Origin of the sequence: Sphingobacterium chungjuense (genome assembly GCF_011316935.1) — a bacterium.
Taxonomy (GTDB): Bacteria; Bacteroidota; Bacteroidia; order Sphingobacteriales; family Sphingobacteriaceae; genus Sphingobacterium; species Sphingobacterium chungjuense.
Genome location: NZ_WLYS01000001.1, coordinates 682,709 through 708,782, shown reverse-complemented (window position 1 = coordinate 708,782; position 26,074 = coordinate 682,709). Strand labels below are relative to the sequence as shown.

General features: G+C 43.8%; 25 protein-coding genes. 11 read left to right on the top strand and 14 right to left on the bottom strand.

Annotated elements, in window-relative coordinates; genetic code table 11:
* Positions 1-2 precede the first annotated feature (2 nt).
* Positions 3-1,604 carry a SusD/RagB family nutrient-binding outer membrane lipoprotein gene (locus GKO22_RS03250; RefSeq protein ID WP_166332649.1) on the top strand — a complete coding sequence of 534 codons (1,602 nt, stop codon included), beginning with the start codon at positions 3-5 and terminating at the stop codon, positions 1,602-1,604.
* 104 nt (positions 1,605-1,708) lie between these two features.
* Here GKO22_RS03250 and pfkA read toward each other — a convergent pair whose 3' ends face one another.
* The 4 genes from pfkA to GKO22_RS03230 form a co-directional block, all read right to left on the bottom strand.
* A complete protein-coding gene (gene pfkA, locus GKO22_RS03245; RefSeq protein WP_166332648.1) occupies positions 1,709-2,683 on the bottom strand; it encodes a 6-phosphofructokinase in 975 nt (324 codons plus the stop codon).
* A gap of 39 nt (positions 2,684-2,722) precedes the next feature.
* Positions 2,723-4,426, bottom strand: coding sequence for a protein-disulfide reductase DsbD family protein (locus GKO22_RS03240; RefSeq protein WP_166332647.1), 1,704 nt, complete (start codon positions 4,424-4,426; stop codon positions 2,723-2,725).
* A gap of 78 nt (positions 4,427-4,504) precedes the next feature.
* Positions 4,505-4,957, bottom strand: coding sequence for a protein-disulfide reductase DsbD domain-containing protein (locus GKO22_RS03235; protein ID WP_116775279.1), 453 nt, complete (start codon positions 4,955-4,957; stop codon positions 4,505-4,507).
* A 94-nt stretch (positions 4,958-5,051) separates the two neighbouring features.
* Entirely contained in the window at positions 5,052-5,843 is a 792-nt protein-coding gene (locus tag GKO22_RS03230) for a biotin--[acetyl-CoA-carboxylase] ligase (RefSeq protein ID WP_166332646.1), read from the bottom strand.
* A gap of 45 nt (positions 5,844-5,888) precedes the next feature.
* On the opposite strand from GKO22_RS03230, the gene rsfS reads away from it, so the two are divergent.
* From rsfS to GKO22_RS03210, 4 genes are all read left to right on the top strand, one after another.
* Positions 5,889-6,263 carry a ribosome silencing factor gene (gene rsfS / locus GKO22_RS03225; RefSeq protein ID WP_166332645.1) on the top strand — a complete coding sequence of 125 codons (375 nt, stop codon included), beginning with the start codon at positions 5,889-5,891 and terminating at the stop codon, positions 6,261-6,263.
* A gap of 32 nt (positions 6,264-6,295) precedes the next feature.
* Positions 6,296-8,371 carry an ATP-dependent zinc metalloprotease FtsH gene (ftsH, locus tag GKO22_RS03220; protein ID WP_166332644.1) on the top strand — a complete coding sequence of 692 codons (2,076 nt, stop codon included), beginning with the start codon at positions 6,296-6,298 and terminating at the stop codon, positions 8,369-8,371.
* Between the two features lie 68 nt (positions 8,372-8,439).
* Positions 8,440-9,087: a LutC/YkgG family protein gene (locus GKO22_RS03215; RefSeq protein ID WP_166332643.1), complete on the top strand. Its 648-nt coding sequence runs from the start codon at positions 8,440-8,442 to the stop codon at positions 9,085-9,087.
* A gap of 5 nt (positions 9,088-9,092) precedes the next feature.
* Positions 9,093-9,728: a rhomboid family intramembrane serine protease gene (locus tag GKO22_RS03210; RefSeq protein ID WP_166332642.1), complete on the top strand. Its 636-nt coding sequence runs from the start codon at positions 9,093-9,095 to the stop codon at positions 9,726-9,728.
* Here the strand turns inward: GKO22_RS03210 and GKO22_RS03205 are convergent.
* Positions 9,725-11,263 (bottom strand): YifB family Mg chelatase-like AAA ATPase, encoded by a 1,539-nt coding sequence (locus tag GKO22_RS03205; RefSeq protein ID WP_166332641.1) that lies wholly within the window; start codon positions 11,261-11,263, stop codon positions 9,725-9,727. The two genes, GKO22_RS03210 and GKO22_RS03205, sit on opposite strands and share 4 nt — an antisense overlap.
* Positions 11,264-11,449: 186 nt before the next feature.
* Between GKO22_RS03205 and GKO22_RS03200 the strand changes: the two genes are divergently transcribed.
* From GKO22_RS03200 to GKO22_RS03190, 3 genes are all read left to right on the top strand, one after another.
* Positions 11,450-11,719, top strand: coding sequence for a YtxH domain-containing protein (locus tag GKO22_RS03200; protein ID WP_166332640.1), 270 nt, complete (start codon positions 11,450-11,452; stop codon positions 11,717-11,719).
* 106 nt (positions 11,720-11,825) lie between these two features.
* A complete protein-coding gene (locus tag GKO22_RS03195) occupies positions 11,826-12,308 on the top strand; it encodes a hypothetical protein (protein WP_206367787.1) in 483 nt (160 codons plus the stop codon).
* Entirely contained in the window at positions 12,280-12,816 is a 537-nt protein-coding gene (locus GKO22_RS03190) for a hypothetical protein (protein WP_166332639.1), read from the top strand. Before GKO22_RS03195 ends, GKO22_RS03190 begins: the two co-directional genes overlap by 29 nt.
* 119 nt (positions 12,817-12,935) lie before the next feature.
* Here GKO22_RS03190 and fcl read toward each other — a convergent pair whose 3' ends face one another.
* On the bottom strand, positions 12,936-13,871 hold the full coding sequence (fcl, locus tag GKO22_RS03185) for a GDP-L-fucose synthase (protein WP_166332638.1): 936 nt from the start codon (positions 13,869-13,871) through the stop codon (positions 12,936-12,938).
* A gap of 192 nt (positions 13,872-14,063) precedes the next feature.
* Between fcl and trmB the strand changes: the two genes are divergently transcribed.
* Positions 14,064-14,723, top strand: a complete 660-nt coding sequence (trmB, locus tag GKO22_RS03180; RefSeq protein WP_166332637.1) for a tRNA (guanosine(46)-N7)-methyltransferase TrmB — start codon at positions 14,064-14,066, stop codon at positions 14,721-14,723.
* Here the strand turns inward: trmB and GKO22_RS03175 are convergent.
* Together GKO22_RS03175 and truA are read right to left on the bottom strand one after the other, a co-directional pair.
* The gene (locus tag GKO22_RS03175; protein WP_166332636.1) at positions 14,718-16,481 is read right to left on the bottom strand and encodes an ABC transporter ATP-binding protein; all 1,764 of its coding nucleotides are present in this window, start codon (positions 16,479-16,481) and stop codon (positions 14,718-14,720) included. The genes trmB and GKO22_RS03175 overlap by 6 nt on opposite strands.
* Complete coding sequence (truA, locus tag GKO22_RS03170) at positions 16,478-17,245, bottom strand: tRNA pseudouridine(38-40) synthase TruA (protein ID WP_166332635.1); 768 nt, start codon at positions 17,243-17,245, stop codon at positions 16,478-16,480. The genes GKO22_RS03175 and truA overlap by 4 nt, the downstream gene beginning before the upstream one ends.
* 160 nt (positions 17,246-17,405) lie before the next feature.
* Here truA and GKO22_RS03165 point away from each other — a divergent pair, with 160 nt between their 5' ends.
* Together GKO22_RS03165 and GKO22_RS03160 are read left to right on the top strand one after the other, a co-directional pair.
* Positions 17,406-18,458, top strand: a complete 1,053-nt coding sequence (locus GKO22_RS03165; protein ID WP_166332634.1) for a sugar phosphate isomerase/epimerase family protein — start codon at positions 17,406-17,408, stop codon at positions 18,456-18,458.
* Positions 18,459-18,478: 20 nt separating this feature from the next.
* Positions 18,479-19,351 (top strand): 1,4-dihydroxy-6-naphthoate synthase, encoded by an 873-nt coding sequence (locus GKO22_RS03160; RefSeq protein ID WP_166332633.1) that lies wholly within the window; start codon positions 18,479-18,481, stop codon positions 19,349-19,351.
* Here the strand turns inward: GKO22_RS03160 and GKO22_RS03155 are convergent.
* The 6 genes from GKO22_RS03155 to GKO22_RS03130 form a co-directional block, all read right to left on the bottom strand.
* Positions 19,348-20,775 carry an L-serine ammonia-lyase gene (locus GKO22_RS03155; RefSeq protein WP_166332632.1) on the bottom strand — a complete coding sequence of 476 codons (1,428 nt, stop codon included), beginning with the start codon at positions 20,773-20,775 and terminating at the stop codon, positions 19,348-19,350. The genes GKO22_RS03160 and GKO22_RS03155 overlap by 4 nt on opposite strands.
* Before the next feature lie 103 nt (positions 20,776-20,878).
* Positions 20,879-22,585: a glycoside hydrolase family 3 protein gene (locus GKO22_RS03150; RefSeq protein ID WP_166332631.1), complete on the bottom strand. Its 1,707-nt coding sequence runs from the start codon at positions 22,583-22,585 to the stop codon at positions 20,879-20,881.
* Positions 22,586-22,614: 29 nt separating this feature from the next.
* A complete protein-coding gene (locus GKO22_RS03145; protein ID WP_166332630.1) occupies positions 22,615-23,157 on the bottom strand; it encodes a TetR/AcrR family transcriptional regulator in 543 nt (180 codons plus the stop codon).
* Positions 23,158-23,218: 61 nt separating this feature from the next.
* Positions 23,219-23,809, bottom strand: coding sequence for a bifunctional nicotinamidase/pyrazinamidase (gene pncA, locus GKO22_RS03140; RefSeq protein ID WP_166332629.1), 591 nt, complete (start codon positions 23,807-23,809; stop codon positions 23,219-23,221).
* 12 nt (positions 23,810-23,821) lie between these two features.
* The gene (locus GKO22_RS03135; protein WP_166332628.1) at positions 23,822-24,496 is read right to left on the bottom strand and encodes a response regulator transcription factor; all 675 of its coding nucleotides are present in this window, start codon (positions 24,494-24,496) and stop codon (positions 23,822-23,824) included.
* A 1-nt stretch (position 24,497) separates the two neighbouring features.
* On the bottom strand, positions 24,498-25,958 hold the full coding sequence (locus GKO22_RS03130) for a sensor histidine kinase (RefSeq protein ID WP_166332627.1): 1,461 nt from the start codon (positions 25,956-25,958) through the stop codon (positions 24,498-24,500).
* Positions 25,959-26,074 lie beyond the last annotated feature (116 nt).

The window sequence follows — 26,074 nt, the reverse complement described above, 5'->3', positions numbered from 1 at the left end:
ACATGAAAAAGTTAAGAAACATAATATGTCTACTGGTTGCCGCGCTTTCATTGACGGCTGTGCAATCCTGCAAAACCGAACTAGACGAGCGTTATCAAGATCCAGAGCAAACGGACATTCCTAATATTCGGGCTTTTATGACCCAAATATTAAACAATTCGCGCCTTCGTTCTGAATACTGGCACTACCGAACTTTCGTATTGCCACACCATGCGCGTTATACACAAACGACGTATTTCGCGAACAACAATACGATGTACCAACAGCAAGATTCGTACACCAACGATTACTGGAGAGATTTCTATTCTCCGGGTATGTTAGGTGTATTTCGTGTAATGGAACGCACGTACGCCGCATTGCCAGAGGCAGAGCGTGCAGAGTATGACGCATTCATGCATGCTACTCGCGTGATTGTCTATGGTCAGGCAGCGAAATTGGTAAACAACTTTGGTGACATTCCTTTCAGCGAAGCAGGAAGCTTGCCCGCTACGGATCAAATTGTCTTAGGCAAGTTTGATGATCAAAAGGAATTGTACGATCAGTTTATTACAGCATTTGCCGAGGCAGCGGAGTTCTTTAGTACGTATCAGACTACGAATGATTTTATCCGTGCGGATATCATCAACAGAGGAAATGGTGAGAAATGGCGCAGATACGCCAACTCTTTAAGACTTCGCGCGCTAATGCAGATCTCGAAATCGGATGAGGGGAGAGCACGTACAGACATTATGGCGATGTTAAATGCACCAGAAACTTATCCATTGATCGATGGTACACAAGCATCATTGGAAGCTGGTACTCGTGCTGATGTATTGAATCAAAAATTGACAACCTATACATCTAGTTTATTAGATGCTGTACGTGAGTTGAACAGCCATTATGCACCAGATTATATGTTGAATACGGTGTTGAAGTCAGCTAACGACCCTCGTATGGATGCCCTATTTGGTAAATATGGTAGAACAGAGGGTGGCAGATTTGTGCCTAATGCTGACTATCAAGCACTGCCTATTAAGACTTCAGAAGCTACCGCAGATACCGAATACAGTAATGCTGCACTGCGCCGTTATGCCATTGTAGATTCAGCCACTTCTTGGATCAATAATAACCTTCCAGGTGTATTGATGACGACTTCTGAGGTGAACTTTATCAAAGCAGAAGCACAAGAACGTTGGGGAAGCACAACTGCAGCAAGGACTGCCTATGAGACGGCTGTAGAACAATCAGTAGATTTCTACTTCTACCTGAATGGCGCATCATCTAACAGTTTGAAAGCGACAAGACCTACGGTAGATTCCATCCAGACATTTATTAAAGAGTCGAATATCGCGTACGAAGGTAATTCGCAGGCAAAACTGCAATTGATCGGAACGCAAAAATGGTTGCATTTTGGTTGGTTGCAAGCAGAACAAGCATGGGCAGACTACCGCAGAACAGGTTACCCCGTTTTGCCAGCATTCCCAGTTTCGAACTTGAATGGCTTCCAAAATCCTCCGCTACGTTTGTTGTACCCATCTAATGAGGTAACGAACAATAGCATGAACTATGAGGCGGTAAGATCTAAAGATACGCGTACTACTCGTATCTTCTGGGATGTTGACTAAATCCCTACATCTACCAAACAATTGAAAAGCAAAATGGCTGCTTCCATATCGGAAGCAGCCATTTTTAGTATCGAATAGCTGCTAAAAGCAGTAGCTATAAATAGTTATAAAGATAGAATCTCTACAATTCGAGTCAGGTTGGTATTGACCTGTTTAATGTGTTTGATCGCTTTTTCGAAAGGTGTGTATTGGATCTGTCCACAGATCAAGCCTGCCATCTCTCCACGACGACCTTCAAGCAATCCTTCGACGGCAGCTACACCTAGTCTGCTGGCCAACACGCGATCCATACACGTTGGTTTACCACCGCGTTGGATATGACCTAAGATAGATACGCGAACATCGTAATGCGGAAAGTTTTCTTTGATCTTGTCGGCAACTACTAAACCACCTTCTTTATCACCTTCGGCTACGATGATGATACGAGAAGACTTATTAGAGCGAGATTTATCCAGACGCTTCATAATCGCGTCGTAATCTACATTTAGCTCTGGTATCAATACCGCTTCTGCTCCTGTACTAATACCAGAACGTAGTGCGATCAGACCAGAATCTCGTCCCATCACTTCCACCACAAAAACACGATCATGAGATTCTGCCGTATCCCGAATTTTGTCTACCGCATCTACGACCGTATTGATCGCTGTATCATATCCGATCGTAAAGTCTGTACCGGCCAAATCATTGTCAATCGTGCCGGGCATACCGATGATTGGAATATCAAACTCTTCGATAAATTTGGAAGCTCCGGTAAATGTACCGTCACCACCGATTACTACTAAAGCATCTATTCCAAATGTTTTTAGATTCTCATACGCGCGCTGACGGCCTTCGTAAGTTCGAAATTCATCACTGCGTGCTGTTTTCAAAACCGTACCACCGCGCTGGATGATGTTGGCAACGGACTTCGCGTCCATTGCTTCGATTTCGTTATTTACAAGGCCATCGTATCCTCTACGCACCCCATACATAGTCAAGCCATGGTAGATACCAGTTCGTATCACGGCGCGGATTCCCGCATTCATACCCGGAGAATCTCCTCCGGAAGTTAATACTGCTATATTTTTTATTTGACTCATCAAAAGTTGTTTGTTAGGTAATGGAGAAAAGTAAGCAATCTACTTCTTCGCATTAAACGCATCAATACCACTTTGTAAGTAGGCGGTGTAACTACTGATATCGTAGTCTGCGCCAGTTGGTGGTAACAACACATTGCCTTCTGTATCTACAATGACATACAAAGGCTGCGAATTGCTATTGAAAGTGGCTGCTTGAAAATCACTCCATTTATTACCTATTGTTTTTATTTTTTTACCACTATATGTAGAGGTATATTTCTCTTCTGCTGCCAGCTCGGTACGGTCATCCACAAAAAGTTCGGCCATCACAAATTGTTCGCGCAAGATCTGCGCCACTTTAGGATCGGTCCATACATTGGCTTCCATTTTTCTACAATTTACACAATTCCATCCAGTGAAGTCAATAAGAACTGGTTTGTTGGCTACTTTTGCGGCAGCCAAAGCTTCTTCATAATCATAGTATGGATCAAAACCTTTTGGTGTACCACGTTCGTGGAAGATCTCATAATATTTTTTCTTAGCAGAATCGGGTGATGACGCACTATGCGCTTGACCAACACCGGTGCTTAAATCAAAATCTTGCGTAGCACTTGGCGGCAGGAATGCCGAAATAGATTTTAGCGGCGCGCCCCATAATCCTGGTACCATATATACCACAAAAGCGAATACAATAACTGCAAAGATGGTGCGAGGCACGGAAAGATGGCTCAATGGGCTATCATGTGAAAAACGAATTTTGCCAATCAGGTACAAGCCCATCATGCTGAAGATCGCAATCCATAAAGACAAGAATACTTCGCGATCCAACCAGTTCCAGTGATATGCTAAATCCACATTGGATAAGAATTTAAGCGCCAAGGCCAATTCTAAAAATGCCAATACAATCTTCACGCTATTAAGCCATCCGCCAGATTTTGGCATAGACTTCAACATCGAAGGGAAGATCGCAAACAGGACGAAAGGAATAGCCAATGCGATGGCAAAGCCCAACATTCCGATGGCTGGCCCAAGGCGTTCGCCTTTAGAAGCGGCCTCGACCAAAAGTGTACCGATAATAGGTCCTGTGCACGAAAAAGACACAACCGCTAAACTTGCGGCCATAAAAAACAACCCGATAAAACCACCTTGATCTGACTTTGCATCAATCTTGTTCACGAATGAGCTCGGTAAAGTCAGTTCAAATGCCCCAAAAAATGATGCTGCGAAAAAGACTAGCAATAAGAAAAAGAAGAAGTTAAAGATGCCGTTTGTGGACAAGGCGTTGAGCGCGTCGGAACCAAAGGTAACTGTGATCAACATCCCAAGTGCCACATAGATCGCGATAATAAATACGCCATACAACAGTGCTTGTGAAATAGCAGCAGTCCTTGTTTTGGATTGTTTTGTGAAGAAACTAACCGTCAAAGGCACCATCGGAAAGATACAAGGCATGATAAAGGCCGCGAAGCCACCCAACAATCCTGCAATAAAAATCCCCCATAGAGATTGCTTTGCTTCTTGAGTCTGCGCAGCCTGCGCTTCATTTACTACTTGATCTTCATCAACAGTGGTATCTGCGCCATCCTCAAATTGAATGTCTGCAGGAACTTCTAATAATTCCGCTTCCTCCTCAGAAGCAGGCGATTCGGTAAATTCAATATCCTCGAAAGGAACTAAGGTGTCCTGCGCTTTGGTGGCCAATGCACCAAATGATAAGCTAAACAGGATCGTAATAATAGGTAGGTAAGTTGCTACACGCTTCATATGCAAAATTGAAAACATCGTAAAAATAAAAAAAAGGCAGATAAGGCTGCCTTTTATATTCAGATATTTACCGAATGATTATTTTACGGTAACTGAAAAGCTGTATTCGTCTGGTGGCAAGCACTTTGTTTTATCACACACCATAAACTCTACTGTGCCCGATACTTTCGTTGCTTTGTTGCCATTTAATTTGATTTTCTGTTGGAATACCACCTCTTTATTATGGTAAGGTACGTCCATTTTAAAAGTCTCTTCGTATTTAGATTGAGGCTTTGGCTCCATCGTTTTACCGTTTAAGGTGAAATCATTGGATTTTGCAAAGGTGAAGCTGGTAGCTATTGGACCACCACTAGGTACCGATGTACTATAGATATGCCATCCGTTTTCGATCGTAGCTTTGATAAATACGACCGCCTCGTTGTTGTTCAATTTCTTCGTCGCTACCGTCCATTTTACGGGGTTGTGTATTTGCGCAAAAGCGCCTGAAAGCGCAAAAAATACAAGGGTGAATGCTAATAATGCTTTTTTCATACGTATTGTTCTGTTAAGCGGCTTGTGTTGCCATAACATTAAGACCACGAAATAATAAATGGGTTTAATGATGAGCCAAATATAGGAAATAAAATCACCGTAATAAGGTAACTTCTTTGAAGTAATAAGACTTCATTACAGTGCCATGATCAATATGTAACATGCCGCGCTTATCCACATGCGATATGGTGCCTTCAAAGACTTCACCATTCGCCTCGAACTGCGTCAAATCACCTTTCCGATAAAGCAATTCATTGTATTGAGTAAGCAATTCATTGTATTGAGTAAGCATGCTGACAGGCTCAGACCAATATTTGGCGTACTTCTGCTGAATGATAGAAATTATCTCGGCACAATGCGCCTCCATCGGGCGCTCTGCCAAATCTGGCACTTCCAAGAATAGTGAAGTCGCTTTTGGTGCGATATCTTTAGGAAATTCGCGCTGGCCGATATTCACGCCGATTCCCACAATACTATATCGGATTTCTTGGCCTTTAAGTGTATTCTCGATAAGCACGCCGCAGGCTTTCTTATCACCCAACATCATGTCATTGGGCCATTTTATCCGGCAGTGATCTGTGTATCGACTAAACCATTCGTGCAAACTAAGGCTAATCAATGTTTGAATCGCAAAAACATCATCCACCACTAATTGTTTAGGAAATAAAATGAAACTAAATGTCAGACTTTCACCTTCGGCACTATGAAATGAATTGTCACGTTGCCCGCGGCCTTTGGATTGATGTCTTGCCATAATGGCAGTAAAGTTGTCGCATGGCTTGAAATTTGAAGCTTCTGCTTTTAAGAAGTCATTCGTAGATGCAACTTCATCAACGATAATTATGTTCTGACCGGCGAAATCTCCCGAAAATGTGTTATTTTGCAAAGGAATAAAGATGAGTGACTCACACCAAAAATAGAATATTTTTTAATGAGTAAAGACAAAAAGTTATTGTCATCAGAAAATCTGGCAGAGATAGTCGTGTTGGGGATGCAGGAGAAAAAGGGAAATGAGATTGTGCGTTTGGATATGCGTGAAGTGAATGGATCTGTTTCGGATTATTTTGTGATTTGCCATGCCGACTCTAATGTACAGGTCAATGCCATCGCCAACAGTGTCGAGCAGGAAGTATATAAAGCTTTAGGCCAAGACCCATGGCGTAAAGAAGGCCAAGGAAATGGCGAATGGATTTTGTTGGATTTTATCGATGTGGTGGTGCATATTTTCAAAACGGAAAAACGTAATCATTACGGAATCGAAGATCTGTGGGGTGATGCCGTCACCCAAGCCTATCAGAGTGCCTAACGAGACGAATGTCTCATCTATCAATGTAGAAAATGAAGAAAATACCAAATAAAAAGATTACTCCGGTGCCACCAAGATTCAGTATGATTTGGATCTGGATTGCCATGATTATTGGTTTTATAGGCTTACAGTATTTCTTCCGTTCCGAGCCTTCGAAACGGATCACTTATAGAGAGTTTGAAACGAAAATGCTAATTCCAGGTGATGTCGATCGCTTGGTAGCCTACAAGAATAATGATCTACTGGAAGTAGAAGTCTATATCAAAAAAGACAAACTGAAAGAAGATGACAAATACAAAGACGTTGCGCCGAGAGACAATGCATTAGCCTTGTCTCCGAATGTAGGTCCTCAATATTTGTTTACCGAACCTTCTGCCGAGATATTAGAATCTAAGTTAAAGGTGTCGCAAGATAGCTTGGCTGCCGACCATGCCGAAGTATCGGTCAACTACGAAGACCGCTCCAATCCTTGGGCTGGTTGGTTAGTATCTTTCATCTTGCCATTGGTTATTTTGGTCGCACTATGGATGTTCTTGATGCGTCGGATGAGCGGTGGCGGTGCCGGCGGTGGCGGGCAGCTGTTCAATATTGGTAAATCCAAAGCGCAGCTTTTTGATAAAGAATCGCAGATCAACATCACCTTTAATGATGTAGCTGGTTTAGAAGAAGCGAAAACCGAAGTGATGGAAATCGTAGATTTCTTAAAAAATCCGAAAAAATATACCGACCTAGGGGGTAAAATTCCGAAGGGAGCGTTGCTTGTAGGCCCTCCGGGAACAGGTAAAACTTTATTGGCCAAAGCAGTTGCCGGTGAAGCGCAAGTTCCTTTCTTCTCGTTATCCGGTTCCGACTTCGTCGAAATGTTTGTTGGAGTAGGTGCCTCACGTGTGCGCGACTTATTCAAGCAAGCGAAAGAAAAAGCACCATGTATTATTTTTATCGATGAGATTGACGCCATTGGTCGTGCTCGTGGTAAAAACTCCGTCATGGGTGGTAATGATGAGCGTGAAAATACCTTGAACCAACTTTTGGTCGAGATGGATGGTTTTGGTACCAATGTGGGAGTTATCATCTTGGCTGCAACGAATAGACTGGATGTATTAGATCAGGCATTACTGCGTCCCGGACGTTTTGACCGTCAGATATCTATTGATAAACCAGATTTAATCGGTCGTGAGCATATTTTCAAAGTACACTTGAAGCCGTTGAAATTAGCGGAAGAAGTCGATGCGAAGAAGCTTTCTGCACAAACACCGGGTTTTGCAGGTGCCGAGATCGCCAACGTATGTAATGAGGCGGCTTTGATTGCGGCGCGTAAAAACAAGCCAGCGATTGATATGCAAGATTTTCAAGATGCGATCGATCGTGTGATTGGTGGTCTGGAGAAGAAAAATAAAATCATCTCTCCAGAAGAGAAGAAGATTGTGGCTTATCATGAGGCAGGTCATGCTATTGCAGGCTGGTTTTTAGAACATGCCGATCCGTTGGTAAAAGTATCTATTGTACCACGTGGTGTAGCCGCATTAGGTTATGCACAATATTTGCCAAAAGAGCAGTTCTTGTATACAACGGAACAACTAGTAGATAGTATGTCGATGACTTTAGGTGGTCGTGTAGCAGAAGATATCACGTTTGGAAGAATAAGTACGGGTGCACAAAACGATTTAGAGCGCATTACGCAATTGGCTTATGCGATGGTTGCTGTATATGGTATGAATGATAAAGTGGGCAATGTGTCTTTCCGAGATGCATCGGGCGAGGCACAATTCCAGAAACCATATTCTGATCAGACGGCCGAATTAATTGATGTCGAAGTACGTACCATTATCTCGACGGTATACGAGCGCACGCGTCAATTGCTGCTGGATAAGCAAGATGGCTTAGTGGCGGTTGCTGAGAAATTGTTAGAAAAGGAGATTTTATTCCAATCCGATTTAGAAGAATTATTAGGGAAACGACCTTTTGCGAACAGAACTACCTACGAAGAATTTGTGAATGGCGGAGTAGACGGTGGTGGCGTGCCACAGACCGACTTACAGCTTCCGCCAATTCAGGATGACATTGTCGAGGGTGATCAACCAGAAACAAGTGATTCTGTAAAAGAATAAGAAGTATAAGAAACGTTCACACATAAAATGGAAGGTGCAGCCGAATAAATTGCTGCACCTTTTTTACTATGAATATCCGAAACACCACCGCCAAAGAAAAAATGCTGAAGCAGATCAGACAGGCATTGCTCCATAAACGGGACAATCCATACCCTGATTTTGAAGATACGCCTTTATACGCCGATGAAGAAGAAGCCCTGGATGTCACTTTTGCGCATGAATTTACGGCAGCCGGTGGGCACTTTATATACTGTGATGGCGAGGTAGATCTGATCGAAAACTTGGTCGTGCTGGTAGAAAAGTTGCAGTTGACTAAGATTGCCCTTTGGGAGCCGCAATTGCAGCGTCTGTTAGATCAGTATGGTTTTCCGTACTTACGCTCAGAACAAGACGTGGATCAAGTGGAAATCGGTATTACCTCCTGCGAATCGCTGATCGCTAGAACGGGTAGCGTATTGCTTTCAAATGCTAGCCCTTCGGGTCGTAGATTGAGCATATTTGCGCCAGTGCATATCGTTTTCGCTACGGCTTCGCAATTAGTGATGGATCTCAAGCATGCGTACAAAAAAGTGCAAGATCGTTATCCGAATGAAATACCTTCGTTGCTCACTACGATTACTGGATCAAGTGCCAGCAATGCGATCGGTTATACTGCTATGGATGGAGGGCACGGTCCTGAACAGTGCTATGTTTTTTTAACAGAAGATAGATTTTAAAAAGTATGTTATTAGATTATATCATCAACACGCCCGTTGCTAGTATCATCTTTGCGCTCACCGTTGGTTTGAGTATTTATGCATTTTCAAATCCACCAATATATGGGCGGATGATGTTGCACCCTTACACCGTATATCGCGATCGTAGCAAATGGCCAATGGTGATCACTAGTGGGCTGATTCACAAAGATTGGACGCATCTGATCTTCAATATGCTAACCTTTTACTTCTTCGGTTTTGCGTTGGAAAGTCTTTTAGTCGTGCAAAGTGGTCCTATCGGACACCTCTATTTTGCTGGTTTATACGTCGTGGCGTTGGTTCTGAGCGATATCCCTACCATCATGCAGCAGAAGAACAATTATAACTACCACAGCTTAGGTGCTTCTGGAGCTATTAGTGCCGTGCTCTTTAGTTTTATCCTTTTCTACCCGCGCACCATGCTGTACCTGTTTATGGCGATTCCGATTCCGGCTTTTGTATTCGGATTTCTGTATTTGGGCTATTGTATCTGGGCTTCCAAAAACGCACGTGATGGCATTAATCACGATGCGCATCTCTACGGCGCATTAACGGGAATACTGGTCACCTTGTTATTGTACCCTTGGATCTTCCGACATTTTGCCGAGCAATTCGGTTTTTAGTTCGCCCAATTTGCTTTATCTAAGCTTCGGTATTGGATGGCTTCTGCAATATGCTGTACTTGGGTGTCATCACTCGCATCCATGTCTGCAATCGTACGTGCCACTTTTAAAATGCGGTCATAAGCTCGCGCAGACAATCCCAAGCGCTCCATCGCAGATTTGAGCAACTGTTGACTACTTTCACCTAATCCACACATCGTACGTACTAATGCTGGACTCATCTGCGCATTGCTGTACGTGTTCTGATGTTTGGTAAACCGCATAGCTTGTCTTTCTCTAGCCAATACTACACGTTGGCGAACGTCTGTACTTTTCTCACTAGTTTTTTGCGCGCTCAGCTCTTTGAAAGCAACGGGCGTTACCTCGACGTGAAGATCAATACGATCCATGAGTGGCCCAGAGACTTTGCTCAAATACCGTTGCACGGTTTGGCTGCTGCATGTGCAGCTTTTCTCCGGATGATTATAATAACCGCAAGGGCAGGGATTCATCGAAGCGATCAGCATAAAGCTGGCTGGATAATCCACGGTAAATTTTGCGCGAGAGATCGTGATGTTGCGCGCTTCCAGCGGTTGCCGCATCACCTCCAGCACGTTGCGCTTGAATTCAGGCAATTCGTCTAAAAATAGTACCCCATTATGCGCCAAAGATATCTCGACAGGTTGTGGATTTGTTCCTCCGCCAACCAGCGCAATATTGGATATGGTATGATGTGGTGCCCGGAATGGCCGAATGGTCAGGATCGCATCTTTTGTATTTAATTGTCCTGCTACAGAATGAATCTTGGTGGTTTCCAACGATTCTTCCAATGTGAGTGGTGGTAAAATGGTAGACAAGCGCTTTGCCAACATGGTCTTGCCAGCTCCCGGCGGGCCGATGAGAATGAGGTTGTGTCCGCCAGCTGCCGCAATTTCCATCGCCCTTTTAATATTCTCTTGTCCTTGCACATCGGCAAAATCCACCTCGTGTGCATCCAGTTGCTGTGCGAATTGCGCTTGAATATCAATTTGTAAAGGTGGGATTTTCTCCTTTTCTTCCAAATGATGGATAACCTGACGAAGGTGTTTTACTCCAAACACTTCCAGTCCGTCGACCACTGCAGCTTCAGGAGCATTGGCTTCGGGCAGGATCAGTCCGCGAAATCCATCTTTCTTGGCTTGCAAGGCAATCGGTAAAGCGCCGCGAATCGCCTGAAGCGAACCATCTAAGGATAATTCGCCGATAATAATGTATTCGTGGAGGTTGATAGGTTGTATTTGATTCGATGCGGCTAGAATCGCTACCGCAATAGAAAGATCGTAAGACGAGCCTTCCTTCCTAATATCGGCAGGAAATAAATTAATAACAATCTTTTGCCGAGGCATGCGAAAGCCAACAGCCATGATAGCGCTTTCCACACGCTGTAAACTTTCCCGTACAGCGTTATCGGGTAATCCGACAATATAGTATTTAGTGCCTGTGGTTATATTTACTTCGACCCCAATAGCAGTAGCATCAATGCCATAACAGGAGCTTGCATGCGTTTTTACGAGCATAATTCGGTATATTTATTGAATAGCAGTATCCAGAATAGATAAAGATAGTATTGTTTGTTTAAATAAAATAATATTCTTTAAACGATACTTATTGGTTTTTGCCTTAGTCGTAAAAACACTTTGTATTCTTTGCTGTTATTTTACTAAGTCAATCATCACAATTGTCACATTTTAATATTTATACACATGAATTATAGCGGAAAAGTTTTAACAGCATTGTTAACAGGTTTGGCAGCAGGAACAGTATTAGGCGTATTATTTGCACCAGAAAAAGGATCAGAGACTCGTGACAAGCTTAATGAATCGCTAGCAGATTTGGGTGATGCCATTAAAGAACGCGCGGAAGAACAATTGGATCAATTGAGTGATTTACGCGAAAAGTTAGTTGCTTCATTGAAATCTAAAGCAGCAAGAGCAGAAGCAGCCATCGACGAGGAGATCGAAGAGCACGCGTAATCTGCGCTTATCTATGCCCTGCGCATAGGCATATTTATTAACACAAGTTAGGGGAGTCTTCGCCGATATAAATTGGGTAGACAGATTCCTCCAAACCCATATTTGCATGATGGATCAAAAATTTTCGTTTTCTGGCTCGTTCAATAAACTCAAAGAGTATGTTGATACACAGATAGAATTAGTCAAACTGCGGTCAATAGCGCGTGGGTCTAGAATTTTAGCATCGCTAGTACTAGATATTAGTAAGATTTTACTAGCACTATTGGTGGTTTTTTTTCTGGCCATGGCGCTCGCTTTTTATCTTGGACAGCTATTTAATAATTATGCATTAGGCTTTTTGGCAGCAGGTATTGCTTTTGCAATTATCATTGTGATTATAAATGTAGCCAAGGGCAAGTTAGAATTACTGTTAATGGATTTGACCATTCGCAAAGTATTAGGCAAGTGGCACGAGGAAGACGATCATCTAGAAGAAGATCGGCTGAGCAGACTCCGTAGAAAAGCGGCGCAGGCAGAGCAGGCAGCCGCTAAGATTAAGGAAGAAATAGAAATCATAGAAGATGAGCACGAACAAACAGTTGAGAAGTAGGATAACTAATGTTAATGATCTGTTGAACGAGATTGATCGTATCAGTGTCCTTCGTGATGAGCAGGAATTATACTTCGGTACGCAGTACAAGCTGCTTAAACATAAAATCGAAGCGCCCGTTCGATTTGTCAATATGATTACGGCTCATGTGCCGGGTGTTGGTAGAGTTCGAGATGTGGTTTCTTCTATTTCCGCGAATACGGGTAAAAGCAGTGGAAAATCCGATTGGATTACGAAAGTTTTGCGCTTAGCAACACCATTGGTGCTCAATCGTACGTTGCTTAAAAATGCAGGTTGGTTCAAAAAAGCAGTGGTAACTGTTGCCTCGGAAACAGCTGTTGGGCAGGTGAATCAGAATAGCATATCCAATGCCGTTGCTGGTATTGCAAGCTTTATTCGTCCGAAAAAGAAAACTCAGAAAGCAAATTTAGTAGCGGGTGAAATTACGGCTGAAGAAGCGGTAGAAGGTAATAAATACGGAATCCCAAAAGATAGCGAAGCCTATTAGTCTTTCTAAATCTTTGTAATAGATAAAAAAAGCGTTCATGAGATAGTGAACGCTTTTTTATGTTATTGAAAACCTTAACCGTTGGAAAGAAATTCTCAGACCGAATAGAGGTGTGCGAATTAATTCCCTTTTTGCTTATTTTGAAAATCCTGATACGCTAATCGTATGCCCTCTTCCAGTTCAATCTTGTGCCTCCAGCCTAGATTGTGCAATTTCTCTACATCCATCAGCTTACGCGGCGTGCCATCTGGCTTGCTGCTGTCGTAGCGTAAAGCGCCTTCAAAGCCAACAATTTGTTTGATAAGCTGTGCCAAATCTTTGATGCTAATATCTTCACCTACGCCCACATTGATAAATCCGCTTTCGCTGTATGTATCCATCAAGAAAATACAAGCCTCTGCCAGATCATCGGCGTATAAAAATTCGCGCATTGGCGTACCCGAGCCCCAGATTACGACCTCTTCCAACTGTTGCTCTTTAGCTTCGTGAAATCGACGAATTAATGCCGGCAGCACATGGGAGTTTTCAGGATGGTAATTATCATTCAAACCATATAAATTAGTCGGCATCACCGAGATAAAGTTGTCACCATATTGTGCGCGATAGGCTTCACACATTTTGATACCTGCAATCTTCGCAATCGCGTAAGGCTCATTTGTGGGCTCTAATAAACCAGTTAACAAAGCATCTTCTTTCAATGGTTGCGGCGCCATTTTAGGATAAATACAAGAAGATCCCAGAAACATCAACTTTTTCACTGCGTGCACATGCGCTTGATGAATAACATTGTTTTGTATTGCTAAATTCTCATAGATGAAATCTGCACGATAGGTATTGTTCGCTACGATGCCACCTACTTTGGCAGCCGCCAGGAAAACGAAGTCTGGCTTTTCTTGCGCAAAAAACTGGGCTACGGCGTTTTGATCGCGTAAATCCAGTTCGGCGGAAGTTCTCGTCACAATATTTTCATAGTCTGATTGTTGTAATTTCCGGTATATCGCAGAGCCCACCATACCCCGATGTCCGGCCACATATATTTTAGCTTTTTTATCCATTCAACTTTATTTTTGCAACTCTGTCAGGACTAAGATTTCTTCCTTTTTTTAGAATATACCCTTGCGGTATTCGTATTACCACAAATATAAGGTTATTTTTGCGCCAGTTATCTTGCCGGGTGATCAGCCTCTAGTCATTATTATCTAGAAATCGTATTCATTCGCAGGCAAACAAGAAGCACAATAGTAACAATGGGTAAAGATAAACTACGCAGATTTGCAGAGGTAGCTACATTCAAAAATGTAGTACAACTAGATGCAGGTAAAGATTATAAAGGCCAATGGGCCAAAGAATTTTTTGGTAATGAGAAGCCGATCATATTAGAATTAGCTTGCGGTAAAGGAGAATATACGGTGAACTTGGCGAAGCTTTTTCCGCAGACCAATTTTATCGGTGTCGACTTTAAAGGAAACCGGATCTGGCGTGGTGCAAAAACAGCCTTGGAAGAAGGGATTGACAATGTCGGCTTTTTACGCATACAGATCGAAAGCATTCTGGAGCACTTTGCAGAAAATGAGATTTCAGAAATCTGGATTACCTTTCCTGATCCACAACCTCAAGATAGTCGCGAGAAAAAGCGCTTAACAAGCCCTCGTTTCTTGGAGAAATATAAAATCATTTTGAAAAATGATGGTATTATGCACCTCAAAACCGATAATGATGGTTTTTATGCCTATACATTAGAACAAATCGCAGCCTCCAACATGCCGGTAACCAAAGCAACGACAGATCTATACGTGTCTGATTTGGTAGACGAGGTGCTATCTATCAAAACCTATTACGAAAAGAAATACCTGGCAGACGACAAGAACATCAACTACGTGCAGTGGCAATTCCCACAAGCGTTATAATCCAGCCGAGTTAAATTGTAGATCGTACAACTTTTTGTACGCGCCATCGAGCACCAATAATTCTTGATGCGATCCTGCTTCCAGCATTTCTCCTTTTTCTAGCACGATAATCTTATCGGCTCGTTGAATAGTAGATAAGCGATGCGCAATCACGATCGCAGTCCTTCCATCCATGAGGTTCTCAATAGCCGATTGGATCAATTGTTCTGTTTCCGTGTCTACAGAAGAGGTAGCTTCATCTAATATCAAGATTTCAGGATCGTGTACCAGCGCTCTGATGAAAGAGATTAGCTGACCTTGTCCTGCCGACAACGTAGATCCACGCTCTTGCACTTGATAATCATAAGCGCCAGGCAGTCTTTCGATAAATTCATGCGCGCCAACTTTTTTAGCAGCATCTACGATGGCATCCATCGATATCGTGGTATCGTACAGATTGATATTGTTGAGGATCGTGTCTGAGAACAAGAATACATCTTGCAATACCGTAGCGATAGTTTGGCGCAAATACGCCAAATCGTACTCCCGGATATCGACACCGTCGAGCAAAATTTGTCCACGTTGAATTTCGTAAAAACGACTTAAAATGTTGATTGTCGATGATTTTCCGGCGCCAGTCGCACCCACCAGTGCGAGCGTTTCACCCGGTTGCACCGTGAAACTGATGTCTTTCAACACCCACTTTTCGTCGTTGTAAGCGAACCAGACATTTTTAAATTCAATCTTACCGCGTACCGTTTCTGGTTGATAATTCCCTTCATCCGGCGTGAATTCTTGTGTGTCGAGCACCTCAAAAATACGTTCGGCAGAGATCATACCCATCTGCAAGGTGTTGAATTTATCAATCAATTCTCGGATTGGCCGAAAGATCATTGTGATGTACATCAAGAAAGCGACCACCACACCAGGCGAAATAGCATCAGCCAAGATTTGCTTCGCACCATACCACACTAACAAACCGGTCGCTATGGCTACGATCACCTCCAAAACAGGGAAAAAAATCGAGAAATACCAGTTGGCGCGGATATGCGCATTTCTATGCTCCGCGTTGATCTCCTTGAACTTGCGCATTTCCTGTTCTTCCCGTGCGAAGTACTGAATGATGGCCATGCCCGAAATATGCTCTTGCAAAAACGTATTTAGATTCGAAACCCATGTACGCACACTTTGGAAGGCCGACTTCATGGCCTCCTTGAAAATATACGTGGCTGCGATCATCAAAGGCATGGGAATCAAAACGACCAAAGTCAGGCGCCAATCCGTATAAAACATCACCAATAAAATGACGACTAATTGCAACAGGTCGCCAATAATTTGGATCAATCCTTCGGAGAATATATTAGCGATTGTTTCTAAATCGGAGATCGTTCTGGTGATTAATCGGCCGATAGGTGTATTGTCAAAATACTTGAGGCGTAAGTTCGTGATATGTTCAAAAACCTGAATACGGATATCGCGAATCACCGATTGTCCCAAGGTATTGGTCATCAAAGTATGAAAGTAGCGAATCACCGTTTGCAAAAGCAAAAGCGCAATCATGGCGATGAGCATCTTGGTTAATCCGCCTGGATTACCAGCCAGAATGTAACGGTCTACAGTATGCTCTACCAACATCGGTAATGCGGGCGCTACTGCTGCCAACAAAATAGTGAGCACAACAGAAATCCAAAATACCGTACGATAAGGGCGAATATATTGTGCCAATCGACTCAGCAATTTAGAATCGTAGGCTTTTCCAGCGACTTGTTCTTTTTTCACGATGGTTGATCGATATAAGGGTAGATAATTTGGGTAAGGTACAGACCGCAAGCAGGCACCGATGCGCCGGCTTGACTTCGATCTTGACTGGCAATTACTTCAGCAACGTGCTCTACAGATTTACCTTTTAAGCCAACTTCCAATAATGTGCCGACGATCGCACGCACCATATTGCGCAAAAACCGGTCGGCTGTAATGTGAAACGTCAATCGTTGGCCGTCCAGTACCCAGCGCGCTTCCGTGATCGTGCATATATTGGTAAATACCTGCGTATGTGATTTGCTAAAACAGCCAAAATCCTTTTTGCCCAGTAGCAATTGTGCGGCAGCATTCATTTTATCAACATCCGGCATGTCACGAAGCAACCAAGAAGCATCTTGCAGAAATGGATTTTTGCCTAAATGAATATGGTATTCGTAAGATCTGGAAGTCGCATCAAAACGTGCATGTGCCTCCGCATGTACGGGCAACAATCGTTGTACGCTAATATCCGAAGGCAGGATGGCGTTCAAGGCGTGGACAAATCTTTGTGGTGAGCTGATTTTTTCCGACGGAATATCCGCATGCACATATAATTTTGTGGCATGCACGCCCGTATCGGTGCGGCCGGCGCCCGTTGTCTCGACTTCCTGTCGCAACACGGTCTGCAGCGCTTGCTGCAATTTCTCTTGCACAGAGACAGCATTCTGCTGGATCTGCCATCCATGATAGGCAGTGCCTTTGTATGCGATTTCCAAAAAGTAGCGTTGAGTGTTTGCTTGCACGGAGGCAAAGTTACGCAATTTTACGTTGTCTGAATGTAAAGACCGCCGGTACAAAGTCGGATCTGTTTAACCAATCTGTCTGTGCTTTTTACACCGGGGATAACTTGGCTTAACGCGGATATTTTTAGTACCTTTAAAACGTATAAAAGAAGAAACGACCATGAAAACACTAAAAGGGCCAGCGATCTTTTTGGCACAATTTATTGATAATACCGCACCTTACAATACGTTAGAAAATATTTCCAAATGGGTAAAATCATTAGGCTATGTCGGTGTGCAAGTGCCGACCAATGATCCGCAATTTTTTGATATGCAAAAGGTAGCAGAAAGCAAAACTTATGCAGACGAAATCAAAGGCCGACTAGCCGAAATCGGGGTAGAGATCACCGAGCTTTCGACGCATTTGCAAGGCCAATTGGTAGCTGTACACCCGACCTACGATAAATTGTTTGATGGATTTGCGCCAGCAGCCGTACACAATAATCCAAAAGCACGTACCGAGTGGGCCATCGATCAACTAAAATTAGCGGCTAAAGCGTCGGCTAACTTAGGTTTGAACGCGCATGCTACCTTTAGCGGTTCATTGTTGTGGCATATGGTTTATCCTTGGCCACAGCGTCCGGCAGGTTTGGTAGAAACAGGTTTTAAAGAATTGGCCAACCGCTGGTTGCCGATTCTGGATGAATTTGATCGTTATGGTGTGGATGTGTGTTACGAAGTGCATCCTGGAGAAGATTTGCACGATGGTGTTTCTTACGAACGTTTTTTAGAAGCAGCTAACAATCACCCAAGAGCCTGTCTATTATATGATCCATCACATTTGTTGTTGCAAGGAATGGATTACCTGAGCTATATAGATCACTATCATGAGCGTATCAAAATGTTCCATGTGAAAGATGCGGAGTTTAATCCAACAGGGAAGCAAGGTGTATATGGCGGCTATAGCAATTGGTTGGATAGAGCAGGTCGCTTCCGTTCGCTTGGCGACGGGCAGGTTGATTTCAAATCCATCTTTAGCAAATTAGCGGCCTATGATTACGAAGGTTGGGCTGTACTAGAGTGGGAGTGTGCGATCAAAAACAGCGTTGACGGTGCTACTGAAGGCGCGCAATTTATTAGCGACCACATCATCAAAGTGACCGAGAGAGCATTTGACGATTTTGCGGCTACCGGTTCCGACGAAGCGTTTAACCGTAACCTGTTGGGGATTTAATCATTGGAATTACAAATAATATGAAATTAAGTCTGGGTTTTTCTCCGTGCCCGAATGATACCTTTATCTTCGATGCCTTGATTCATGGTAAGATCGATACGGGCGATCTTTCGTTCGAACCGAGTTATCAGGATGTGGAGACACTGAACCAAATGGCCTTCGCGCAGCAATTGGATATTACCAAACTAAGCTATCATGCATTTGCCTACGCGGCAAAAGATTACGAATTGTTGGATGCGGGTAGTGCGTTGGGCTTTGGCGTAGGGCCATTATTAATTACGAAGGATAAAGATCTTGCCGAGCGTCTGTCAAATTACGCAGGGCAAGATTTGCCAGCAGATCTGTTGGGTTTGCGTGTCGGTATTCCCGGAAAATATACCACGGCCAATTTTCTGTTGGGCTTGGCTTACCCCCAATTGACCAATAAACAGGAATTGGTGTTTTCAGATATTGAAAATGCCGTACTGGATGGACGGGTTGATGTGGGGTTGATTATTCACGAAAATCGTTTTACGTATAGCGAACGCGGTTTATCCAAAGCACAAGATCTGGGCGAATTCTGGGAACGAGGTACTGGATATCCTATTCCTCTGGGCGGTATTGTGATCAAACGATCGCTGCCGCAATCGGTGAAACAGCAGGTGAATCAGCTCATCGCGGATAGCGTACGATTTGCCTTTGCCAATCCGAAGTCTGGGCTAGATTACATTCGCAGTCATGCCCAAGAAATGGAAGAATCGGTGATGTACCAACATATCGATTTGTATGTCAATAAATATTCCGAGAATCTGGGTGAGAAAGGGCGTGCTTCCGTCAACTATCTATTTAGTGAAGCGGAGCGGCTGGAATTAATCCCGCCGCGCACGCAAGATTTATTTTTAGCTTCGATCTAACATTCAGGGAGACTGAGCGGCACTTTTACGGCGAGTCCACCGTCGGCAGTCTCCTTGTATTTCACATTCATATCTTGCGCGGTAGCCCACATCGTGCCGACGACGGCATCCAAACTCACTTTTGCTTTTTCTGGATTCGATTGTAAGGCTAATTGTGCTGCGGTAATCGCTTTGATGGCGCCCATGGTATTGCGCTCAATGCATGGAATCTGTACCAATCCTCCGATCGGATCGCAGGTCAACCCCAAATGATGTTCCATTGCGATTTCTGCGGCCATCAAGACTTGTCGCTGCGAGCCGCCAAGACATTCGGTGAGCGCACCAGCCGCCATGGCTGACGAAACGCCAATTTCGGCTTGACAGCCTCCCATCGCGGCAGAGATCGTAGCGCCTTTTTTGAAAATCGATCCTATCTCGGATGCGGTCGCCATGAATTGAATGATCTTCTGTTCGTTGAACGCGTCGTAGAATGTAATGTAATATTGTAAAACCGCAGGAATTACGCCTGCTGCGCCATTAGTGGGTGCCGTGACCACCCGACCGAACGAAGCGTTTTCTTCATTCACCGCTAGGGCAAAACAACTCACACAATCCAAAATATAACCAAAATCTTTACCGCCGGCGCGAATCGCTTCCAGCCAAGAGGCAAAATCATGGTACGGGCGGTCTTTGACAATACGCTTATTGAGTTTGGTAGCGCGGCGTTCTACTTGCAATCCGCCCGGCAAAATGCCATTGGTGTGGCAGCCTTTGTAGATGCACTCCTTCATAGTCGCGAATATCTTTAGAATACCTTCTTTGGTTTCCTCTTCGCTGCGCCAAGCCAATTCATTTTCCAGAACCAACTCCGATATCTTCAATCCTGTCCGTCTCGACCAAAACAAGACATCTTCTGCGCTATCCATTTGGAATGGAAGATCCACTTCGGTTGTGCCAGCGCTCTGTTCTTCTTCTTGCACCACAAAACCTCCGCCGATCGAATAATAGGTTTCGCTTAGCGCAGATCCATCTTGCAGAAAAGCTTGAAAAGTAACCGCATTCGGGTGAAAAGGAAGACTTTCATTGTACAAGAACAGCATGTGTTCGTTGTAAACGAAGTCGATTTGATGCTTAGCCCCAAGCTCGATCTTACAAGAAGATTTGATACGATCTATTTTTGGGACGACATCGTATACATCAAACGTGACTGGATCATCTCCGCTCAGCCCAAGTAAAATAGCGATATCTGTACCGTGGCCTACACCGGTTTTTGCTAATGATCCGTATAATAATACGTTGACCTGCTGTACATTTTCTATTCCGGCACGGGCATCTACCGTTTGTACAAATCGCTGTGCGGCACGCCAAGGCCCCAAGGTATGAGAGCTGGACGGACCGATGCCGATCTTAAACATGTCGAAAATAGAAATCTGTTCGCTGGCCATAAATAGATTTAAAATTTCTCAAAAATACGGTATAAAAAGCGCGTATTTTTATTAAATGTTAAATATTAACAAGTATTTAATGATACTATAAATTCGCATTCATTTACATGCCAGCGCCAAATTTGTACTTGCGTGATATAGTCACCGGCAGTTTACCTTCCGAGCGTATATCTTTAAATAGCACTTTGGCCGCAGCACGCTGCATGAAAGCATCATTTTGGTAGGCCATAATAATGCTGCCGCTTTGGCTCACATCCAGGTTGTTGAGCGTGTACGGGTTGGCATTTACAATGGTAATGGTGTTTTTATTGGTTACTTTATCGATAAATCCTACCACATCTTCTGAAAGTGGCAATGTGCTTTGCGGTCTGTTTCGTGCATCGTGAATAGCAACAATCACTTGACCATACTTTCGCGCTTCCATCGCAATTTCTTGCAAGCGCTCTGGTGATTCGTTGTTCGATACGTACAGCTGCATGATGCCACGTACACGACTCGCAATTAGTTGCTCTAAAGCCTGCGGCTTATTGATGCCGACGCTAATGAGTAAGGTTGGGCGTCCGCGATTGAAGGAGTTGATGGCGCGCTGCGAACGTAAAACGGTGATCGAAGCTTCTGCTAAGCGCTGAACCAATTGTTTGGATGCGGCGCTATTCAAATCATTGTATAGATTTTTGGTAGATACTGGTTGGTATTTGTCCAGACCTAACCAGTATTTGGTTGCCAAGACTTTTTTAACCCGGCGATCGATATCTGCTTGCTTGATACTACCGTTTTTAATGGCTTGTTCGATTAGTTGGATCGCGCGGCCACTATTCTCTGATATTTCCAACAAATCATTGCCTGCCTCGATGGCCATCACATCGGCACGACCATTGGGGAAAAATTTAGTTACGCCTTTCATGTCCATCGCATCGGTTACGGAAAGACCTTGAAAACCCAATTCATTGCGGAGCAAATCGGTTACGACTTTTTTGGAGATGGAAGAAGGGATGTTGGGGGTATTATCTAAGGCAGGAATGTGCATATGCGCAACCATAATAGCCGGTGCGCCGGCGCGAATCAATTCCCGAAAAGGAAATAGCTCCAATTCATCCAATCTTTTCTTGGAGAAATCCAATTGAGGAAGATCGTGATGCGAGTCTACATCGGTATCCCCGTGTCCGGGAAAGTGCTTGAGCGAGGCCACAATACCGCCCGCTACCATACCGTCCATGTACGCTTTTGCTTTACGCGTCACATTTTCCTTGTTATCGCCAAAAGACCGGAAGTTGATGACAGGATTTTGTGGGTTGTTATTAATGTCTACTACCGGCGCGAAATTAAAATGCATGCCCAATCGTAAGAAATCTTTGGCCACTTGCTTTCCCATATCGTAGATCAATTCGTCGCGCTGAATAGCGCCCAGCGTCATTTGATAGGGGAACGACGTGGTCGAATCGGCTAAGCGCATGCCCAAACCCCATTCACCATCAAACGTGATCAATAAGGGCACTTTACTATCTTTCTGATAACGGTTGAACATATCAGCGTGTCGCACCGGTCCACCTTGAAATACAACTAACCCGCCCAGTTTTTCCTGCCGTACAATACGGCCGACCGAATCGATATAACGCGTGCCACGATCTGTATGTGCTCTAATAAGAAGTAATTGCGCAATTCGTTCGCGCGGCGTCAGCTGCTGAAAGGTGCGCTCTACCCAAGGATGAGATTGATTAATAAACGGCACAAAATCGCGTTTGGCTTGGCCATAACTATTTGACGTAGCGAAAAAAGATATACAAGTAATGACAAGAAACAGGTACTTCATAGGTATCGTAAAGATAGGTAATGGTGGTGTTAAATCAACTGGTATTTGTCTTCAATCAGTTGGGTCAGCTCTGCAGCATTTCGTACTTCGCCGCAGGCTTCTTTTTTCCACAGCATATCGATAACCAATAATAAATACTGCGTTTCTAGCTCCGGCTTGGCATAGCCCAATTCCTGAAATGCCTTTAGGATGATCGATTGCACGGGCTTCATAAAGTGCTCATGCTGTGTACGCGACAACTCATCGTGCGAGAGTCTTTCCTGCATTTTCCAAAATAAGGGCTCTTCTGCGACTAGTTTATTAGGAAGCAGAATCATATTGCGCAAAAATTCTTTGGCGCCTTTGTAGGTAAGCATGCCTTTGTGGTGCATCACCACGCGGCTATATCCTGTTTTGATGATGAAGGAAAGCAGCCTGTCTTTATTGCCAAAATGTTTGAAAATCAATGCCTCTGACACGCCCGCCTGTAGAGAGATTTCTTTGGTGGAGGTGTCAGCAAAACCTTTTTCAGCGAATAGTGAGGTGGCGGTCTGTATAATTCTATCTTTCCTACTAATGGCTGTTTCTTTCATAGTTGACTGTCTGAAGCAAAGATATTGAAAAATGACAATCCTTGTCTTTCGTATTGATTTATTAAAGTATGCGGCCGCCTTTTTGTAAGAAAATTTCCTTTTTGTCCATGAAGGTCGTCTTATCAATTGGCTTGGTCGCGCGAGAAATAATGGCGGTCTTGAAACCCGCTTCTAAGCTATCCATCGCGGTGAAGTAAACACAATAATCGGCTGCCAATCCGCAAACGTGTACTTCGCTTACCGCTCTTTCCTTCAAATAGCCCTGTAATCCGGTCGCTTTTCGTTGACCATTATCAAAAAAACCGCTATAGCTATCGATATCTCGCTCTGTTCCTTTTCTAAAAATAGCTTCTATAGCAGCTGTATTCAGCATGTCGGATAATTCGGCCCCTGCCGTGCCTTGTACACAGTGATCTGGCCAAAGTGTTTGCTCTAAACCATGCAATTCAATTTTTTCGTAAACCTGCGTGCCGGGATGCTGACTCGCGAAGCTGCCGTGATCTGCGGGATGCCAATCTTGCGTAGCAACTACCAAATCATAGTCTTTCTGCAAAGCATTGATGGCCGGGATAATCGTATCGCCGGCTGGAACAGCCAAAGCGCCTTCGGGCAAAAAATCCACCTGTACATCGACAATGATAAGTGCTTTCATACTCAAATATAACTAATCGATCGTTAATCGATAGCCTACCCCGCGGATGTTTGTAATCTTAATACGTTCGTCTTTAGACAAATATTTTCGGATTCGGCTGATAAACACATCTAAGCTTCGCCCGGTGAAATAGGTGTCATCACCCCAATAGGTGCGGATGATCTCTTCGCGCGGAACTACTTGATCTTTACGCTCGAATAGGCGGCGTAGCAATTCGGCTTCCCGAAAAGAAAGTTTGTCCGTTTCACCTTCGAAGCTCAATAAAAACTTCTGTGTGTCCAACCGATAATTGCCTATTTCGTAATGTTGCTGATCGTGGTATTGTCTTGTGGCGCGATGCGCCGATTCAATGCGTACGATAAGTTCCTCAATTTTAAATGGCTTGCGTATATAATCATTGCCGCCCAGATGAAAGCCTTTGACCAAGTCGGCCGTCTGCGTCATAGCGGTTAGAAAGATAATCGGTGTTTTGGTGTCGATCTTACGTATTTCGGTGGCCAAGGTAAAGCCGTCCATCAAGGGCATCATCACATCTAACACCATCACATGCGGACTGAATTTTTTCAATATTTGCAAGGCATCTTGTCCATTGACCGCATGCTTCACCTCAAAGCCATGTTCCTCGAGGCTTTCCCCAACGATCATCGCCAAACTCAATTCGTCTTCGACATATAAAATTTTCAGCATATTATTTATTTTTTGGATGAGGAATGGTGTTTTGAGGGAATGATATCGTAAAAGTGGTGCCCTCGCCAGATTTGCTATCTACCGTAATGTTGCCGTCGTGCTGATGCACTACTTGCTGCACGTAGGCTAGTCCTAAACCAAATCCTTTCACACTATATAGCTCGCCATTCGGTACACGGAAAAACAGATCATAAATGTTTTTGTGATACGCCTTCGGAATGCCAATACCATTGTCGCTGATGCGGATCTGAATCGCTTTTTCAGTGGCCGTTACGATAATCTTCACCTGTGGTGAAGGCGATTGATTGTATTTGATCGCATTATCTATCACGTTAGAAAATGTATTGCGAAGATGAGCCAAGTCACCATTCAACCATATTACAGGTTGCTGCGGAGGCAATATCAAATTTATTTGTGCAGTGCTAACCAACCGGAAAGACTCTAATATCTCTCGAAGGAGTAAAGCAAGATCAAACGCAGTGTACGTTAAGTTTATACCGCTACGCACATTGCTATTAAACTGCAACACGTTTTCTACCATAAGCGTAAGATGTTCAAGCTCGCGTTTTGATATGGTCAAATACCTATCCCAACGTTCCGGATCGTTTTTAGCTCCAGAACGTTGCAGCGCTTCTACCGCTGCGCTGACCGTTGATAAGGGCGTTTTGAGCTCATGCGTCATGTTGGTCACGAAAGATTGCTGTAGGACGGCCAACTTATTCTGCTTTCGGATCGTTTTGAACAAGGCTAGAAAGGTACCGATCAATGCGAAGAGCAAGAACAGAGAGAAAATGATCTGCCCAAGCATGTTGGAGATAATATGTTTCCAGATGTGGGTTAACTCGGCATATAGATAAAGATTGTTTTCTGCATTAATCAATATTGGTCGCGTGGTCAGGATATCGTTGCTGCGAATCTCGCGCGGTTCGTTGTATCCTCTACGTGCTATTTCATGCACTTTAAGTTGCACGTTAGCACGATCTATACCTTGGTAAGCAAGCTCTTGTTTGTACTCTATTAATAAGGTGTCTAAAGCGGCGGGAGACAACTCTGCGTCTCTTCCCTGTAGCATCCAATGATTGATTTCTCTTGGTTTGCGGCGTTCGCCGTGTTCCTGGCGATTGTTTCGATGGGTTTCACGGTATTGTCTGCGAATACTATCCTGCCTTCTTGTAGCATTCTTCTCCATCCAAGCGTATATACTATCAACTGCAATGATGGGATATGCCCTGCTGATATCTTCCGCAAGGTTTTTCTGGTAGCTATTGCGCGTATTGTTGCCCGTGATGTCGTTGCGCGCGTAATAATCACTTAAGGTGCTGAGCAATGCTTGATCGGCTTTTGCAAAAGTCAATTCGCGGTGGTCGTTATACGAATTGTATAGCCAAAAACTGAGGACGGATAGTATTCCAGCCGTGATTAAGACGATAAGTAGTGCTAGGACTTTGTGGTTTTTTAACATGATTAAAACAAATTTAATTTAGTAGCTTTGCACCGCATAGGTAATTGTTGATTTTTAACAAAATATAACACTGATTAACAGTAACGTTCGGTTACATTTGCAATTCATTGGTTTTT